Source organism: Aeromonas popoffii, assembly GCF_037818705.1.
Taxonomy (GTDB): domain Bacteria; phylum Pseudomonadota; class Gammaproteobacteria; order Enterobacterales; family Aeromonadaceae; genus Aeromonas; species Aeromonas popoffii.
Genome location: NZ_CP149129.1, coordinates 663,248 through 679,732 on the forward strand (window position 1 = coordinate 663,248; position 16,485 = coordinate 679,732).

14 protein-coding genes and 1 pseudogene are annotated in these 16,485 nt (G+C 60.5%); 4 read left to right on the forward strand and 11 right to left on the reverse strand.

Features of this window, described 5'->3' with window-relative positions; genetic code table 11:
- Nucleotides 1-58 precede the first annotated feature (58 nt).
- The 6 genes from WJM78_RS03150 to lptD are packed head-to-tail and all read right to left on the reverse strand — an operon-like array spanning nt 59 to nt 6,853.
- A complete protein-coding gene (locus tag WJM78_RS03150) occupies nt 59-880 on the reverse strand; it encodes a symmetrical bis(5'-nucleosyl)-tetraphosphatase (protein ID WP_339013495.1) in 822 nt (273 codons plus the stop codon).
- A 6-nt stretch (nt 881-886) separates the two neighbouring features.
- Nucleotides 887-1,249 (reverse strand): Co2+/Mg2+ efflux protein ApaG, encoded by a 363-nt coding sequence (gene apaG, locus WJM78_RS03155; RefSeq protein WP_339013499.1) that lies wholly within the window; start codon nt 1,247-1,249, stop codon nt 887-889.
- 4 nt (nt 1,250-1,253) lie between these two features.
- Nucleotides 1,254-2,081: a 16S rRNA (adenine(1518)-N(6)/adenine(1519)-N(6))-dimethyltransferase RsmA gene (rsmA, locus tag WJM78_RS03160; RefSeq protein WP_339013502.1), complete on the reverse strand. Its 828-nt coding sequence runs from the start codon at nt 2,079-2,081 to the stop codon at nt 1,254-1,256.
- A complete protein-coding gene (gene pdxA / locus WJM78_RS03165) occupies nt 2,071-3,066 on the reverse strand; it encodes a 4-hydroxythreonine-4-phosphate dehydrogenase PdxA (RefSeq protein ID WP_042035090.1) in 996 nt (331 codons plus the stop codon). Before pdxA ends, rsmA begins: the two co-directional genes overlap by 11 nt.
- Complete coding sequence (gene surA, locus WJM78_RS03170; protein WP_042035089.1) at nt 3,066-4,364, reverse strand: peptidylprolyl isomerase SurA; 1,299 nt, start codon at nt 4,362-4,364, stop codon at nt 3,066-3,068. Before surA ends, pdxA begins: the two co-directional genes overlap by 1 nt.
- 29 nt (nt 4,365-4,393) lie before the next feature.
- Nucleotides 4,394-6,853 (reverse strand): LPS assembly protein LptD, encoded by a 2,460-nt coding sequence (gene lptD, locus WJM78_RS03175; protein WP_339013507.1) that lies wholly within the window; start codon nt 6,851-6,853, stop codon nt 4,394-4,396.
- A 174-nt stretch (nt 6,854-7,027) separates the two neighbouring features.
- Here lptD and WJM78_RS03180 point away from each other — a divergent pair, with 174 nt between their 5' ends.
- From WJM78_RS03180 to djlA, 3 genes are read left to right on the forward strand one after another with little or no spacing between them, the layout of a single operon-like run.
- On the forward strand, nt 7,028-8,038 hold the full coding sequence (locus WJM78_RS03180) for an aminoglycoside phosphotransferase family protein (protein ID WP_339013510.1): 1,011 nt from the start codon (nt 7,028-7,030) through the stop codon (nt 8,036-8,038).
- Nucleotides 8,035-8,703: an N-acetylmuramate alpha-1-phosphate uridylyltransferase MurU gene (murU, locus tag WJM78_RS03185; RefSeq protein WP_339013513.1), complete on the forward strand. Its 669-nt coding sequence runs from the start codon at nt 8,035-8,037 to the stop codon at nt 8,701-8,703. The genes WJM78_RS03180 and murU overlap by 4 nt, the downstream gene beginning before the upstream one ends.
- A 19-nt stretch (nt 8,704-8,722) precedes the next feature.
- Complete coding sequence (gene djlA / locus WJM78_RS03190) at nt 8,723-9,559, forward strand: co-chaperone DjlA (RefSeq protein ID WP_042035084.1); 837 nt, start codon at nt 8,723-8,725, stop codon at nt 9,557-9,559.
- 68 nt (nt 9,560-9,627) lie between these two features.
- Here djlA and WJM78_RS03195 read toward each other — a convergent pair whose 3' ends face one another.
- The 3 genes from WJM78_RS03195 to ettA form a co-directional block, all read right to left on the reverse strand.
- A complete protein-coding gene (locus tag WJM78_RS03195) occupies nt 9,628-10,971 on the reverse strand; it encodes an NCS2 family permease (RefSeq protein WP_339013518.1) in 1,344 nt (447 codons plus the stop codon).
- 273 nt (nt 10,972-11,244) lie between these two features.
- Nucleotides 11,245-11,580, reverse strand: a complete 336-nt coding sequence (locus WJM78_RS03200) for a hypothetical protein (protein WP_042035080.1) — start codon at nt 11,578-11,580, stop codon at nt 11,245-11,247.
- Between the two features lie 91 nt (nt 11,581-11,671).
- Entirely contained in the window at nt 11,672-13,339 is a 1,668-nt protein-coding gene (gene ettA, locus WJM78_RS03205; protein ID WP_275929304.1) for an energy-dependent translational throttle protein EttA, read from the reverse strand.
- A gap of 364 nt (nt 13,340-13,703) precedes the next feature.
- Between ettA and WJM78_RS03210 the strand changes: the two are divergent.
- A pseudogene (locus WJM78_RS03210) lies at nt 13,704-13,862 on the forward strand (YgjV family protein); the annotation flags it as partial.
- Between the two features lie 40 nt (nt 13,863-13,902).
- Here the strand turns inward: WJM78_RS03210 and WJM78_RS03215 are convergent.
- On the reverse strand, nt 13,903-14,763 hold the full coding sequence (locus WJM78_RS03215; protein ID WP_339013523.1) for a lytic transglycosylase domain-containing protein: 861 nt from the start codon (nt 14,761-14,763) through the stop codon (nt 13,903-13,905).
- 583 nt (nt 14,764-15,346) lie between these two features.
- On the reverse strand, nt 15,347-16,360 hold the full coding sequence (locus tag WJM78_RS03220) for an NAD-dependent epimerase (RefSeq protein WP_339013526.1): 1,014 nt from the start codon (nt 16,358-16,360) through the stop codon (nt 15,347-15,349).
- Between the last annotated feature and the right edge of the window lie 125 nt (nt 16,361-16,485).

Below are 16,485 nucleotides of genomic sequence, written 5' to 3' on the forward strand. Positions count from 1 at the left end.
TTTCTGGTGCAGGTCTTCATAATCAGAGCCGTGCATACCGCCTGATTGCAGCGCCGCCCTAGCTGGCGTGAACCGGGCAGGGGGTGGCGATCAGGGCATCATCCTCGTAGCGCCACAGGGTGAGACTGTTGCCCCAGACGCAGCCGGTATCGAGCGCCTTGATATCCTGCTTGCCGGTGTTGCCCATCAGGGCCGCCCAGTGGCCGAACACCAGGATAGGGTCATCCACGTGGTGTTCACGTTGCTCGAACCAGGGACGCAGGCCGGGTGTGGACTCTCTAGGACCCTTCTTGCACTTGAACTCGAGCCGGCCGTCGAAATAGCAGAAGCGCATGCGGGTGAAGGTGTTGATGATGTAGCGATAGCGCTCTATCCCCACCAGATCGTCTGTCCAGCCATCGGGCTGATCACCATACATGTTGTGCAACAGCCACTGGTACTGGTCGCCGCGCAGCAAGCTCTCCACTTCACGGGCGCAGTTGCGGGCGGTGCGGGCGTCCCACGCCGGAGAGATGCCGGCATGCACCATCATGATGGGCAGGTCGGGAGACTCCGCCAGCAGGGGGCGATGGCGTAACCACGTCAGCAGCTCGTCCCGATCCGGGGCTTCCATCAGGGTTTGCAGCTTGTCTTTCTTCTTGAGCGGCGCGACACCATCGGCCACCGCCAGCAGATGAAGGTCGTGGTTGCCGAGCACGGTGACGGCGCGGTTTCCCAGTGACTTGACGAAGCGCAGTGTGTTGAGGGAGTCCGGGCCGCGGGCGACCAGGTCGCCGCAGAGCCAGAGCACGTCGTTGCCGGGATCGAACTTTGCGAGATCCAGCAGACGGCGCAAGTCGTCGTGGCAGCCTTGGATATCGCCAACAAAACAGTTCGCCATGAAACCTCAGTTAATAATGTGGGGGACGGCCAGGGTAAAAGGCGCTATGGGCGCCTCGAACGGCTGCCCTGATGCATCTTGCAGGGTATAGCTCCCTTCCATCACCCCAACGGGGGTGTCGAGCGGCACGCCGCTCTGATAGCGAAAGGTCTCCCCTTCCGCAATCAGGGGCTGCTCCCCGATGACGCCGGGGCCTTCGACTTCCAGCATCTTGCCATTGGCATCCGTGATGAGCCAGCGCCGGTGCAGCAGCTGCGCCGGGCCGGGCCCCAGGTTCTCAATTTCGATCAGATAGTGGAACTGGTAAGGGTCTTGGGTATCCGCCACATAACTGGGGTATGGGCGGATCACTATGTGCGGGTGTGCCACGGGATCAGGCCTGTTGCTGATCCGCCAGCCAGTTGGCGATCATGACGAACTGCTCCAGGGAGAGATTCTCCGGGCGCAGGTTGCCATCGATCCCAAGCTCGGTCAGCTGGGCGTCGGTAATGAAGTTGGCGAAGCTGTTGCGGATGGTCTTGCGACGCTGGCCAAAGCCTTCGGTACAGACGCGGCTCAGGCAGCGGATGTCTTTGGCGACTATGGTCGGGTTTTTGTGCGGCATCAGGCGCACTACGGCAGAGTCGACCTTGGGGGCGGGTTTGAAGGCGCCCGGGCCCACTTCCAGCACTGGCACTACCTGACAGTAGTACTGAACCATGACGCTCAGGCGGCCATAGGCTTTGCTGCCAGGACCGGCACACATCCGCAATACCACTTCTTTTTGCAGCATGAAGTGCATGTCTTCTACCCGGTCGGCGAACTCGCACAGGTGGAAGATCAGCGGCGTGGAGATGTTATAGGGCAGGTTGCCGAAGATGCGCAGCGGCCCCTTGCCTTCACCCATCAGGGTGCCGAAGTCGAAGCGCATGGCGTCGGCCTCGATCACGGTCAGCTTGTCCTTGAGGGTCGGATGCTCACGCAGGCGCGCGGCCAGATCCCGGTCAAGCTCGACCACGGTCATCTTGTCCATCTGGGAGACGACCGGTTCGGTCAGCGCGGCCAGACCCGGACCTATTTCCACCAGGTTCTGCCCCGGTTGCGGGTTGATGGCGGCGACTATCTGATCGATCACATAGCGGTCGTGCAAGAAGTTCTGACCGAAACGCTTACGGGCCGTGTGGCCCATGTGCACCTTGTTGCTCTGCACCTTACTGCTCATATCTTTTTTTCTCTACCATCTTGATGGCGTGGTTAATCGCGGTGATCAGACTGCCAGGATCCGCCAGGCCCTTGCCTGCGAGATCCAGCGCAGTGCCGTGATCCACCGAAGTGCGGATGAAAGGAAGTCCAAGGGTGATATTGACCGAACTGCCAAAGCCCTTGTATTTGAGCACGGGCAGTCCCTGGTCGTGGTACATGGCGAGTACCGCATCCGCATCCTTGAGGTATTTGTCCTGGAACAGGGTATCGGCTGGCAGAGGGCCGACCAGATCGATCCCCTCCTGGCGCAAGCCGGCCAGGGCGGGTTCGATCACGTCAATCTCTTCACGGCCGAGATGGCCCCCTTCCCCGGCGTGGGGATTGAGGCCGCAGACGTAAATTCGGGGGTTGGCGATGCCAAACTTGGTTTTGAGATCCGCATCCAGGATGCGGATCACCTTGCCGAGCCGATCTTCGGTGATCGCCATCGCCACGTAGGCCAGCGGGATGTGAGTGGTTGCCAGCGCCACCCGCAAGCCTTCCGTCGCCAGCAGCATCACCACATCGGCGGTGTCCGACTGCTGGGCGAAGAATTCGGTGTGACCACTGAACGAGACTCCCGCCTGGTTGATGATCCCCTTGTGTACCGGGCCGGTCACCACGGCGGAAAACTCGCCGCTGAGGTTGCCGTCACAGGCGCGCTGCAGGGTCGCCAGTACATAGGCGCCGTTGCCCTCATCGAGTTCACCCGCTGCCACGGGGGCACCCAGGGCCACAGGACAGAGGGTCAGGGTACCTGCTCGCTGCGGCTGGGCAGGGGTGTTGGCGTCATAGGGATTCAGTTCGATGGGCAGCCCCAGCAGGGCGGCCCGTTCGAGCATCAGAGCAGGATCGGCAATCACCACCAGCTGGTGGGGCCAATCCTGCTGGGCTATCTGCAGCACCAAGTCCGGGCCTATCCCGGCCGGTTCACCCGGCGTGACGGCGAGACGACGACAGCTCATCAGCTGCCGGCGCCTTCGATCTGGATGTAGGCCTCGTCACGCAGCTCGTCCAGCCAGGCTTGGGACTCTTCGGTGAAGCGACGGTTGTAGATCAGCTGATAGGCGCGCTGTTCCTGGGCTTTGTTGGTGGCATCCTGGCTGCGACGCTCTTCCAGCTGGACTATGTGCCAGCCGTGGGTGGTGCGGAAGGGGGCGCTCAGCTCACCCGGTTGGAGGCGGTTGACCATGTCGCGGAATTCCGGCACGTAGACATTGGGATCAGACCAGCCCAGCTCGCCGCCCTGCACCGCAGAGCCCGGATCTTCAGAGTGCTTCTCCGCCAGACTGGCGAAGCTGGCCTTGCCGCTCTTGATGTCGTGCAGTATGCCGTCCAGCATGCCCTTGGCCTTCTCTTCGCTCAAGATGATGGAGGGCTTGATCAGGATGTGGCGGGCGCGCACTTCGGTCTGTAAGACCTGCTGCTGACCCTTGGTATCGAATACCTTGATGATGTGCAGACCGGCGCCTGAGCGCAGCGGACCTACTATGTCATCCTTCTTGGCACCCTGTACCGCTTCGGCCATCAGGGTCGGCATCTCTTGCGGGCTCATCCAGCCCCAGTCACCCCCTTCCAGCGCCTTGGGACCATTGCTCTCGGCAATGGCCAGCTTGCGGAAGTCAGCCCCCTGCTTGAGGGCGGCCAGGATGCGTTCAATCTTGCTCTTGGCGGCGTTGAGCTGCTCGGCGCTCGGGTTGTCCGGCAGGGCAATCTGGATATGGCCGACATGGTACTGCTGTTGCTGCTGGCCCTGCTTGGCGAGGATGTCCACCACCTGCTTGACCTCCTGCTCCGAGATGTTGATGCGGCGGCGCACCTGGTTGCGGCGCACCTCGTTCATCAGTATCTCGCGGCGCACCTCTTCCCGGTACTGGGCATAGGTCAGCCCTTCGCGGGCCAGCTGGGCACGCAGCTGCTCCACCGTCATCTGGTTGTCGGCGGCTATGCTCTGGATGGCTTGTTCCAGCTGGGTGTCGCTGATCTTGAGGCCCTGACGATCCGCCAGTTGCAGCTGCAGGCTTTCCTGGATCAGGCGATCCAGTGCTTGCTTGCGCAGGGTGGCATCGTCAGGCAGGGATTGACCGCTTTCCTGGGCCGAGCTCTTCACTTTCTGTACCAGGGCTTCCTGCTGGCTGGCCAGAACCACGTCCTTGTTGACCACGGCAAGCACCTTGTCCAGCAGCTCGGGGGCGGCGAAGGCACCCTGGCTCATGGCTCCGAACAGGCCTGCAGTCAGCAGGGAAATCAACGTCTTCTTCATATCCATCTCTCAAGGCGTTTGCCAGACCGTTACTGGTCTCGCAGGTTAAACGGACGAATGTAAGGCAGTGCTTCGGTGTCCAGGGAGGTGCCCTTGCTACCGGTACCCACGCTACCCAATCCTTTCATTTCAAACTGAATGCCGAAGCTGCGTTCGGCTGTCGAAGTATTGCTCACGTTATCTGGCGTATTGACCCACTCCAGATTGAAGTTGATGCTCCAGCAGCAGGAGTCATATTTCAGACCCACCTTGCGATCAGATTTCACGTTCTGATTGAGCTCTTTGTAGTAGCCACCGTAAAGGCGCCACTGCTCATTGAGCGGAGTGGTCAACAACAAACCGATCTGGTTGAGGTCGGTGATCTCATTATTCGTGTTTGGGACAATGTTGGCATCGCGCACGAAGCGATGGTTCAGCTGGCTGATCAGCTTCTCATGGCGATACTCGATGGCGCTGTTGGCGGAGCTGATCTGGCTCTGGTCCATATCATATTGCGCACCGGCATGGGCAAACCACTGTTCGTTGATCTTGGCATCCCCCTCGAGCGAGAGCGGGGAGCGGGTGTTGGTGGTCAGGGATTCGCTGGAGTAGAGCTTGACCCTGGGCGCAACAAAATCGAAAGCTTGGGCAACGGCCAGCCGAATTCGTTCATCGCCCGCATCATCGTATATCCGGTTGGTGACACCGACCGACACGCGATTTGAGTCGCTGATGCGATCCAGACCGGCGTAGCGGCGGTCGCTGAACAGGCTGTAGTAGTCCTGACGCATGGTGGTGGAGTCGTAGACACCTATGTTGTCCTGATTTTTGTAGGGCACATAGAGGTACTGGAACTCAGGCTCCAGGGTCTGGTTGGCATCGCCGCCAAACCAGCTCTGGTTGCGCTCGAAGGTCATGCCGCCCTTGAGGCGGAAGGAGGGCAGGGTCCGGCTGATGATGCCTTCGTCCAGCGTGACGTTTTCTTGTCTGCCTGTTCCTGTGTTAGCGCCTTTGGAACTGGGATCAAATCTGTCACGGAAGGTCTGGCTCATGTTGTCCGGCACTTCCTGATCGTAACGGGTGTACATCAACCTGTACTGGCTGTCGAGGTAGTAGCCCGCCTCGTTGATCAGCGGTATGGTCAGGGTCGGGGCCGTGTAGACCCGGGTGCCGGTATAGGCCTCCCCCAGGTTTTGCGCGGAGGACTGGGTGTTGTTGTAACCAAACCGGGTCACTTCGTTATTCCAGGCCAGATCATACCAGCTGCCCTGATGGTAGTAGTTGTGATCGATACGTGGCATCAGCTCGTGGGGCTGCTGGGCACTGGCCAGCAGGATCTGGTAGGTCCGCACCTCGGTGTTGATGTTCCAGCTGGGCTGGAAGTAGCCAGCCATCAGGGATTGCTGCAACTGGTTCTCGACCCAGGTACCCACCTTGGGGGAGAAGTCGTTGAAGTAGTTGTAATCCCGATCCCGGACCTTGGTGTAGTCGATCGTTGCTCGCATGGCATTATCGGCAAACATAGAGGTGTGACGTGCATTGAGCAGATAGCGATGCCCGTCAGACAGCTTTTGATTCAGGCTGGGTGTTTCATCATATTGTTTGTCGTCTGCCAGATTCTCGAAATAGAGGCTGCCCACATGGGCCGGATCCGGCATGTAGCGGAACTCGACCTGCGCCATCAGGCCCCGTCTGTCCATGAAACGGGAGGTGATGGTGGCATCGTAGTTGGGCGCTATGTTCCAGTAAAACGGTTGGGTGATGTCCATGCCGTTCTTGGAACTTTGGGTAAAACCCGGGTAGAGCAGACCGGTTTTACGCTCATCCTTGATGGGGAAGTTGATATACGGGAAGTAGAACACCGGATAGTCATAGAGCCAGAGGCTGGCGTTCCAGGCTTCCCCGAACACCTCTGTCTGGTCTATGTCGATGCTGCCTGCTTTCAGGGTCCATACTTCCTGGCCCGGTGGGCAGGTGGTGTACTGGGCACCTTCCAGAGTGATGTTCTGGTTGTTGTTGGTCATGGTGACCCGCTCGGCGGAGCCGCGTACCGGTGAGCCATGGACCTGATACTTGCCCTCTTCCAGCTCGGAATTTTTGGTATCCAGGTTGGATTTCAGGGTCTTGTCACTGGTGACTGTGATCTGGCCATCGTTGTAATAGATGTTGCCGATGGCGATGACATCCCGGCTCTTCTGATCGAGCTCGGCATAATCCGAGTCAAATTTGCGCACCCCCTGGCGGAGCTTGACATCCCCCTGATAGATGGCGGTGCCGCCCTGTTTAGCCTCGAGCCGATTGGCATCCACTTCGACCAGTTGGGCGTTGGCATCCTGCCCGGGGGCCAGTTTTTCTACCTTGGGTACATAGTCATAGCAGAGCCCGTCCAGGATCCCGGTAGCGGGAGGCGGCGTCATCGGTGCTGCCTGCACTCTGGCCGGTGTCAGGGCTGGAACAAGGCTGATGGTCAGGGCGATGTGAAATGAGTACCCCAGTGTCCATTTTGTCATGTGAAAGACTCGCGCAATCCGTGGTAGCTACGGCTGATTCAAGACATGCATTTTACGACAGGATTCATCGAGTTGACATTGCATGTCATTGCTTTATGTTAGCCGGCAATGATAAAGCATTATTGCGGCCAGGGCTAACAGCCAAGTGCTGCTTTCCAATTTGGTCCCCGACTTATGTACGATCGCGATTCCCTGCTATTGCAATGGGCGCGCCGGATCTCCGGTGATGCCCACCTTCAGTTGACCCTGATTTCCGGTGACGCCAGTTTTCGCCGTTACCACCGTGGCGCTGGCCTGGTGTGGGTGGATGCCAATCCAAAAACTGAAAAAAATCATGAGTTTGTCCGTAATGCAGCCGCCCTGCAGACAATGGGGTTGCTGGCGCCCGAGGTCAGGGCTGTGGATTATGAGCATGGCCTGCTGGCTGTGACAGATCTGGGGGATACCCAGCTTATCGGCTGTCTGGATGCGCACAATGTGTTGGCCTGGTATGACAAGGCCATAGTGCTGCTGCCCCGGCTGGGGTCAGTGGATCTGGTACTGGAGCCCTTCGACGCCGCCTTCATGGCCCGTGAAAACAGCATATTCCCCGAGTGGTTGCTGGGCCATCACCTGCAATTTCAGCTCAGCGAAGCCGAGCAACGGCTACTGGATGACACCTTTGCCTGCCTCACCGCCAACAACCTGGCCCAGCCGCAGGGGGTGATGCACCGTGATTTTCACAGCCGCAACCTGATGGTGTGTGGGGGTGACACGCCAGATGGCAGCCAGCTGGCCATCATCGACTTTCAGGACATGGTCATCGGCCCCCTGAGTTATGACCTGGTCTCGCTGCTGAAAGATTGTTACGTGCGCTGGCCTGATGCGGTGATCGAGCAGGGCATGCGACAGGGCTTCGATACCCTGCAGCAGGCAGGGCTGCTTGGTGGGCTCGACTATGCCAGTTTCCGTCGTCATGTTGATCTGACCGGCATGCAGCGCCACCTGAAGGCGGCGGGCATCTTCACCCGTCTCTACCATCGCGATGGCAAATCCGGCTACCTCAAGGACATTCCCCGCACCCTGGGCTATGTGGTGGACGTGTGCCACCAGCATGGCGCCACGTATCCCGTGTTGGCCCGTTTTGGCCAGTGGCTGGAGCAGGTGGTGCTGCCGGGGATAACCCGTGCGGGGATGAAACCATGAAGGCGATGATCCTGGCCGCCGGCCGTGGCGAGCGCATGCGCCCGCTCACCGACAGCCTGCCCAAGCCGCTGCTGGCGGTGGGGGGCAAGCCGCTTATAGTGCACCATATCGAAAAGCTCGCGGCGGCCGGGGTGACCGAACTGGTCATCAATCACGCCTGGCTCGGCCACAAGCTGGTCGAGGCGCTCGGTGACGGCAGTGCGTTCGGGGTGAGTATCCACTGGTCGGCCGAGGAGAGTGCGCTGGAAACCGCCGGTGGCATAGTGCAGGCGCTGCCGCTGCTCGGCCCGGCGCCTTTTCTGGTGATCAACGGCGATACCTGGCTCAGTCTGGACTATCGCTCTCTGGTGACCCAGCCACAGGGGGAGGATCTGGCCCATCTATGGCTGGCGCCCAATCCACCCCAGCATCCCGTCGGGGATTTTTCTCTGCACGCGGGTCGGGTACAGGATGCGCCGGCCCTTACTTTCAGCGGTGTCGGGCTCTATGACCCCGCCGCCTTTGCCGATTTGCCGCCGGGTGCGCGCAAGCTGGCCCCCCTGCTACGCGACTGGATGGCGCAAGGCCGGGTCGGCGGTGCCATGCTGGCCGGCGAATGGCGCGACATTGGCACAGTTGAGCGGTTGCGCGAGCTGGACGAACAGCTGCTGGCCCGCACTCATTAACATCACGAGGTCTTGAACCATGCGTATTTGGGGTAAGGTGCTTGGCGCCTTCTTCGGTTTTCTGCTCGGCAACATCTTTGGTGCCCTGCTTGGCCTCTGGATCGGACACCGTTTCGATCGGGGCATGGGTATTCGGGGGGCGTTCCAGCGTGGCCCCAGTCAGCAACAGCAGGCGGTCTTCTTTCACGCCACCTTCGCCGTCATGGGCCATATCGCCAAGGCGAGCGGTCAAGTCACGGAGCAGGAGATCCGGGTTGCCTCCAACCTGATGGATCGGATGCGGCTGGTGGGGGATCAGCGGGCCCGCGCCCAGGAGTCGTTCCGGCTGGGCAAGGAGGCCGAGTTCCCGCTGCGGGAAACCCTGGCTGAATTCCGCCGTGCCAGTCTGGGGCAGCGCGACATACTGCGCTTCTTCCTGGAGGTGCAACTGCAGGCAGCCTTTGCCGATGGCAAGGTCGAAGACAACGAGCGCGCCATCCTGCACACCATCGCCGATGAGCTGGGTTTCAGCCGCATCGAGCTGGCCCGTATCCTGGCCATGGCCGAGGCGCAGATGAACTTCTTCAACCGGGCGCACGGCGGGCACTATCAGGACGGTGGGCACGGCGGGCAGCAGTACCGGCAGGAAGCGCCGTCAGCGGATCGCCTCAAGGATGCCTACCAGTTGCTCGGGGTGAGCGAGAGCGACAGCGATCAGGACATCAAGCGCGCCTACCGCAAGGAGATGAGCAAGCATCACCCGGACAAGCTGGCCGCCAAGGGGCTGCCACCGGAGATGATGGAGATGGCGAAGGAGAAGACCCAGGAGATACAGCAGGCCTGGGAGTGGATCCGCGAGGCTCGCGGTATCCGTTGAGTGCCGTCCTCTGCCAGCCATAAAAAATGCCCGTCGATGACGGGCATTTTTGTGTGCGATAGCCTGGCTTAGTGGCTGTCGACCCAGACGAACTTGAGCACGAACAGCAGGGCGACCACCAGCACGCAGGGGTTGATCTCGCGCCAGCGGCCTGTGCCTGCCTTCATCACGCAGTAGGAGATGAAGCCCACGGCGATCCCCTCTGTGATGGAGAAGCTGAACGGCATCATCACCGCGGTCATGAAGGCCGGTACCGCTTCGGTCAGATCTTCCCACTTCACCCGGGTCAGCTCGGAGCACATCAGCACACCCACATAGATGAGAGCGCCAGCGGCGGCATAGGCTGGCACCATGGCGGCGACGGGAGAGAAGAAGATCGCCAGCAGGAACAGCAGGCCGACCACGATGGCGGTCAGGCCGGTGCGGCCGCCGACCGCAACGCCTGAGCTGCTCTCGATAAAGGCGGTGACCGAGGAGGTACCCATGAAGGCGCCGCCGACCGAGCTCACGCTATCGACCAGCAGTGCCTGCTTCATGCGCGGGAAGTGGCCCTTGTCGTCCGCCAGCTTGGCGCGGTTGGTGACGCCAATCAGGGTGCCGGAAGAGTCGAACAGGTTGACCAGCATAAAGGAGAAGATGATCCCTGCCAGGCCGATGTCGAGCGACCCCATCAGATCCAGCTGGCCGAACACTGGCGCTATGCTGGGGGGCATAGAGACGAACCCCTTGAAGGTGACATCGCCAAACAGCCAGCCCAGACCCGTGGTGACCACGATGGCGATCAGTACCGCAGAGTGGACGCCACGGGCGGAGAAGATACAGATGATAAAGAAGCCAAGCAGCCCCAGCAGGCAGGGCAGGGAGGTGAGGTTGCCCACCGTCACCATGGTGGCCGGGCTTGCTACTACGATACCGGCGTTGTGCAGGCCGAGCAGGGCGATCAGGAGACCGATACCGGCGGTGATGCCGACCCGCAGGGTGAGCGGGATGTTGGCGATCAGCCAGTAGCGTACCCGCAACAGGGTCAGGATCAGCAGGCCCAGCGCGCCCCAGAAGATGGTGCCCATGCCGACTTGCCAGGAGTAACCCATGCCCGCCACCACCACGAAGGCGAAGAACGCATTCAGCCCCATGGCGGGGGCCAGGGCGATGGGCAGGTTGGCCAACAGGCCCATCAGTATGCTGCCGATACCGGCAATGAGGCAGGTAGTGACGAACACGGCCTGGGTGTCCATGCCCGCAGCGGAGAGGATCTGCGGGTTGACGAACACTATGTAGACCATGGTCAGGAAGGTGGTGATACCGGCGATCACTTCGGTGCGGGCGGTAGTGCCATGGCCTTGCAGGGCAAACAGGCGCTCAAGCAATCCTTGCCCGGCGGCCTGGTTGGCGGCTTGGTGTTGTTGGTTCATGTTGGATTCCAATAGGTGACGTGAAATAAGCAGCAGGAGAGTCGGCACCCCATCCATGCGTGGGCAAGGGGGCTATTTTTCTGGTGACTAAGTGACCAGACTCGTCCTGATACCGTGACAGCGGGCACATTTTCACACAGGCGGCGGCGTTTACAAACCCCGGATCTGCGAAGCGGATCAATGAATAGTGGAAAAATTCAAACGTTTGCTATTTGCGCAATAAAAAAGGTTCTCGCCAGAGAACCTTTATGGTGAACCCATTGAGAATACGGCTTAGAGGGTCTTGAAGTAGCGCTCCACCAGCTGGGCCAGCACCGAGTCGAGTCTGTCCAGCACCTCGCCGAGCTCTCGCCCGAGACGGCGCAGAAACAGGCTGGCCTGCTCCTCGGTCAGCTTGCGTCCCTCGATGAAGAACTCCTGTTCCGGCAACTGCTTGTCGTAGCGCGGGATCAGCACCCAGCTCACCAGTTCAGGATCGATGACAGAGAAAATCTTGGCAGCGGCGACACAGAAGGTCTCGATGTGTTCCTTGCCATCTGGCCCGAGGCAGCCGGGCTCGACCCGGATCTGGATGGTGAGTTTCTTCTCTATGGGGGGCTGGGTCGTCATCTTGCTACATCCATGCAAAGGCATACGCCTTCGATTGTAAGTCAAAGGCAATCGAAAGGGGAGCCTGAGCTCCCCTTGTGACGCCGCACCCTTATTTGGTGATGCGCTTGTATTTGGCCCGGTGTGGCTGGATCGCCTCGGCGCCGTAGGTCTTCTTCTTCCACTCTTCGTATTCGGTAAAGTTACCTTCGAAGAACGCAATATTGCCCTCGTCCTGGTAGTCCAAGATGTGGGTGGCAATACGGTCGAGGAACCAGCGATCGTGGGAGATGACCATGGCACAACCCGGGAACTCCAGCAGGGCGTTCTCGAGGGCGCGCAGGGTTTCGATGTCCAGATCGTTGGTCGGTTCATCCAGCAGCAGTACGTTGCCGCCGGTCTGCAACAGCTTGGCCAGGTGCAGACGACCACGCTCACCACCGGAGAGTTCGCCAACCCGCTTCTGCTGATCGGACCCCTTGAAGTTGAAGCGGCCGATATAGGCGCGGCTCGGGAACTCGTAGTTGCCGATGCGCAGGATATCCTGACCGTCGGCGACCTCTTCGAACACCGTCTTCTTGTCGTCCATGCTGTCGCGGAACTGATCGACAGAGGCCAGCACCACGGTTTCACCTAGCGTGATGGTGCCGGAATCCGGCTGCTCCTGACCCGACATCATGCGGAACAGGGTGGATTTACCGGCACCGTTCGGACCTATGATGCCGACGATGGCCCCCTTCGGAATGGCAAACGACAGATCGTCGATCAGCACCCGATCACCGTAGGATTTGCGCAGGTTGGCCACTTCCAGCACCTTGTCGCCGAGGCGGGGTCCGGGCGGAATGAACAGCTCGTTGGTCTCGTTGCGCTTCTGGTAGTCGTTGGTGTTGAGCTCTTCGAAGCGAGCCATACGGGCCTTGGACTTGGCCTGACGGCCTTTCGGGTTCTGACGAACCCACTCCAGCTCTTTCTCGATGGACTTGCGACGAGCCGCTTCGGAGCTGGCTTCCTGCGCCAGACGGGCGTCCTTTTGCTCCAGCCAGGAGGAGTAGTTGCCTTCCCACGGGATGCCTTCGCCGCGGTCCAGCTCCAGGATCCAGCCTGCCACGTTGTCGAGGAAGTAACGGTCGTGGGTGATGGCCACCACTGTGCCTTCGTAGTCGTGCAGGAAGCGCTCCAGCCAGGCCACGGATTCCGCATCCAGGTGGTTGGTCGGTTCGTCCAGCAGCAGCATGTCCGGCTTTTCCAGCAGCAGGCGGCACAGCGCCACGCGGCGGCGCTCACCACCGGAGAGGTGCTGGATCTTGGCGTCCCAGGCTGGCAGGCGCAGGGCATCGGCCGCGCGCTCCAGCTGGTTTTCCATGTTGTGGCCACCCTGGGCCTGGATGATGGCTTCCAGCTCGCCCTGTTCGCGGGCCAGCTTGTCAAAATCTGCATCCGGATCGGCGTAAGCGGCATAGACCTCGTCGAGACGGGCCATGGCGCGCTTCACCTCGCCAACGGCCTCTTCGACCGCTTCGCGCACTGTCTGCTCGGGATCCAGCTTCGGCTCCTGGGGCAGGTAGCCAATCTTGATGCCGGGTTGCGGACGGGCTTCCCCTTCGATCTCGGTATCTATACCCGCCATGATGCGCAGCAGGGTGGATTTACCGGCACCGTTCAGGCCCAGTACGCCTATCTTGGCGCCCGGGAAGAAGCTCAAGGAGATGTTCTTGAGGATATGACGCTTGGGCGGCACTACCTTGCCGACCCTGTTCATGGTGTAAATAAATTGAGCCATTGGCTAACTCTCTTCCTTTTCAGCAGGTTAATGTCTTGGCACTAACGGACTGATGTCGTGGTGGGGCCAGATTGGCACGCCGCCAACCCGGTTCCAAAAAACCCGTCGATTGTAAACCAATGGACAGGGGGGGGCAAAGGCGGCGCCCGGTTGGCGCCCCCCTTTGCCGTAGTGGTTACGTCTTGCTGCATCAGCCGTGCAAGCTTGCCATGATGTGGGCGCCTGTTCTGTCCCGGAGCCGTCATGATCCCATCCCCTCAGGCACCCTCACTGGCCGCCTTTCTCTGCGCAATGGACTTGGACGCCGCGATGGGCGAAGCCCTTTGCCTGTGGATGCCACGGCTGACGTTGAACGCTGGTCGGGATCTGCTGGCTGGTCAACAAGCTGCGGGTGGGCTCACCGGTCGCCGCGCTGATGGAGGGGCTGTTGCTGGTCAGCAATCTGGTGGGTTACTACCGCCACTATGGCTTTGAACAATGCGGGACTGGTCGCCATTTCCTTGACCGTCGCAAGGTGAGGTAGCCGCATTCCTGTCGGCGATACTCTGATTGCCCGCTCAGGGCTACTTGTGGCCCGCAAAGTAGAGGACTCGCCGCACATATTGCTGGGTCTCCTGATAAGGGGGGATGCCCCCGTATTGTTCCACCGATTTCTCGCCAGCGTTGTAGGCTGCCGACATCAGGGTCCAGTTGCCGTCAAAGTGGGTGTGCAGCCACTTGAGGTAGGCCACTCCCCCCTTGATGTTCTGCTCGGGATCGAAGGGGCGGGTAACGCCGAAGCGTTGCTGGGTCTCAGGTATGAGCTGCATCAGTCCCTGGGCGTTCTTGGGAGATACGGCGCGGCTGTCGAGATTGGATTCGGCGATGGCGATGGCCAGCACCAGCCGCTCGTCGATGTGGTGATGCTTGGCGGCGCTGCGCAGCATGATAACCAGCTTCTGCTTGGCTGGGGACTGGCGGGCCAGATAGGCCTCCAGGTTGAAAGGGGTATTGGGGATCTCGGCGAAGTAGCTGCCGCCCCCGCCGACCGCGACGCCGACGCCGACGCCACAATGATCCCCCATGACGGCATTGCCAATACGGGCGTTGTAGTAGCTAGTGGCCTGCTGGTTGCCAAGGCGCATCGCCATGGCGAGGTAGGCGTTGGCCATCCTGGGGTTGCGCACTGAGCCCGGGCCTGTGGCAAGCAGGCGACCGATGCGGAAGTAACCTTCCGGGTTACCCGTCGTGGCGGCGGCGCAGTAGAAGTGGATGGCTTGGGTCAGGTTGCCCTGACTCTGTGCCACCTGGCCTTTTTTCAGTGCGCTGAGCGCCTTGGGCGCCTGTCTGAAATCCCTGCTTTGTGCCGTTGCCTGCACGGTACCGGCCAGCAACAACGATAAAAAAAGCAGCAAGAACAGCCTGTTTTCGCTGAGGCTCGACATGGATTCTCTCCTGTTGGGGTACAGAAGATATAGGGGAACATGGTCCGCTCCGCCATTAATCCAGTGGATCCTGTTGTTATGGATCCACTCATCCAGAGATCAAAACGGTATGGAACCTGTGTGAAATGCAGGTACGAATGCGCATACGGCGGGATCTGTGGCTGTGCCATCCAATCGTTATGGGGAGAAAAAGAGAGATGCAGACACGGCTTACCTGGTTAGCAGCAGCCCCATAGGCTCCATTGACCCCGCCATTATCACTTGCGGGCGGCAGTGGCCGAGTAACGTTCAGGGTGGCATAGGTTGTCAGTGTCGTTGCGGCGAGATGTCGAGATGATAGGTCTGCTCATCTTCCCCGGCAGTTGGCGGTACATCAGACGGAGTTTACTCACCACTCAGGTCGAGAGCAGGGGATAGCTCTGTTGTCAGCAGTGGTCTGTCTACCCCAGCCGGGGGAAGGTAAACCGCCAGCCTGCTCACACCTTCCCCTCCTCATGGGGCGTGCTTTTTTTGGGGGGGGGTGACCATGTTGGTGATGGTGTATGGATAGGTCAGGACCCGCTCCGGCAGGTTCTGAGCGGGTTCACTCGGCAATCTGGTGGTAGGCCAGATACCAGCGCACAAACTCGGCGACACCCTGCCTGAGCGGGGTGGCGGGGCGGGTGCCCGTGAGGGTGTGGAGGGGGTCGCTGTCGGCCCAGGTGACGTGCATGTCACCGGCCTGCATCGGTAGCATCCGCTTGATGGCAGGCTTGTTTAGCGCCTGCTCCAGTGCCTCGATGAAGTCGAGCAGCCGCACCGGCTGGCCGTTGCCTATGTTAAGGATGCGGTAGGGGGCGGCACTTTCGGCCTGACTGTCGTGGCTGGCGTGCCAGTGCGGATTGGCGCGCGGTGGCCGTTCGGCGACGGCGAGTATGCCGTCCACTATGTCGTCTATGTAGGTAAAGTCGCGGCTGAGCAAGCCCTGGTTGTACACATCGATGGGTTCGCCGGCCAGGATGGCGCGGGTGAACTTGGCGATGGCCATGTCGGGGCGACCCCAGGGACCGTAGACGGTGAAAAAGCGCAGCCCGGTGGTGGGCAGGCCGTAGAGCGCCGAGTAGGCGTGGGCCATCAGCTCGCCGCTCTTCTTGGTGGCGGCATAGAGGGAGACGGGGTGATCCGCCGGCTGCTCGGTGGAGAAGGGCATCTGATCGCTCAGGCCATAGACGGAGCTGGAGGAGGCGTAGATCAGATGGTTTATGCCGTGCTGGCGACACCCCTCCAGCACGGTCAGCATGCCGGTGAGGTTGCTGTCGGCGTAGGCAAACGGGTTCTCCAGCGAATGGCGCACCCCCGCCTGGGCCCCCAGGTGGATCACCCGCTCGAACCCGCTCTCGGCAAACAAGGCAGCCATGCTGTCCCGATCTGCCAGTTCTCGCTGTTCGAAGCGAAAATGGGAAAAGGGGACCAGCCGGGCCAGTCTGGCCCGTTTCAGGCTCACCTCGTAGTAGTCGTTGAGGTTGTCGAGCCCCACCACCTGATGGCCCGCCTCGCACAGCTGCCTGGCAACGTGAAAGCCGATAAAACCGGCGGCGCCTGTCACCAGATACTTCATACGTGTTGTCCTGTGCTGATCATGGGCCTGTGGTCCTGAGTGGGGGCTGAAAAAGGGCTGGGCGCTTTGTACCAGCGCGCGGGCCCCGGCGCCACATGGAGGCGGCGCCATAGTGGATGAGGGCT

Excerpts from the sequence above, each read along its gene's own strand:
- WJM78_RS03150 (WP_339013495.1), bottom strand. The coding sequence starts at position 880 with ATGGCGAACTGTTTTGTTGGCGATATCCAAGGCTGCCACGACGACTTG.
- rsmA (WP_339013502.1), bottom strand. The coding sequence starts at position 2,081 with ATGAGCAGTAAGGTGCAGAGCAACAAGGTGCACATGGGCCACACGGCC.
- pdxA (WP_042035090.1), bottom strand. The coding sequence starts at position 3,066 with ATGAGCTGTCGTCGTCTCGCCGTCACGCCGGGTGAACCGGCCGGGATA.
- surA (WP_042035089.1), bottom strand. The coding sequence starts at position 4,364 with ATGAAGAAGACGTTGATTTCCCTGCTGACTGCAGGCCTGTTCGGAGCC.
- lptD (WP_339013507.1), bottom strand. The coding sequence starts at position 6,853 with ATGACAAAATGGACACTGGGGTACTCATTTCACATCGCCCTGACCATC.
- WJM78_RS03180 (WP_339013510.1), top strand. The coding sequence starts at position 7,028 with ATGTACGATCGCGATTCCCTGCTATTGCAATGGGCGCGCCGGATCTCC.
- murU (WP_339013513.1), top strand. The coding sequence starts at position 8,035 with ATGAAGGCGATGATCCTGGCCGCCGGCCGTGGCGAGCGCATGCGCCCG.
- djlA (WP_042035084.1), top strand. The coding sequence starts at position 8,723 with ATGCGTATTTGGGGTAAGGTGCTTGGCGCCTTCTTCGGTTTTCTGCTC.
- WJM78_RS03195 (WP_339013518.1), bottom strand. The coding sequence starts at position 10,971 with ATGAACCAACAACACCAAGCCGCCAACCAGGCCGCCGGGCAAGGATTG.
- WJM78_RS03200 (WP_042035080.1), bottom strand. The coding sequence starts at position 11,580 with ATGACGACCCAGCCCCCCATAGAGAAGAAACTCACCATCCAGATCCGG.
- ettA (WP_275929304.1), bottom strand. The coding sequence starts at position 13,339 with ATGGCTCAATTTATTTACACCATGAACAGGGTCGGCAAGGTAGTGCCG.
- WJM78_RS03215 (WP_339013523.1), bottom strand. The coding sequence starts at position 14,763 with ATGTCGAGCCTCAGCGAAAACAGGCTGTTCTTGCTGCTTTTTTTATCG.
- WJM78_RS03220 (WP_339013526.1), bottom strand. The coding sequence starts at position 16,360 with ATGAAGTATCTGGTGACAGGCGCCGCCGGTTTTATCGGCTTTCACGTT.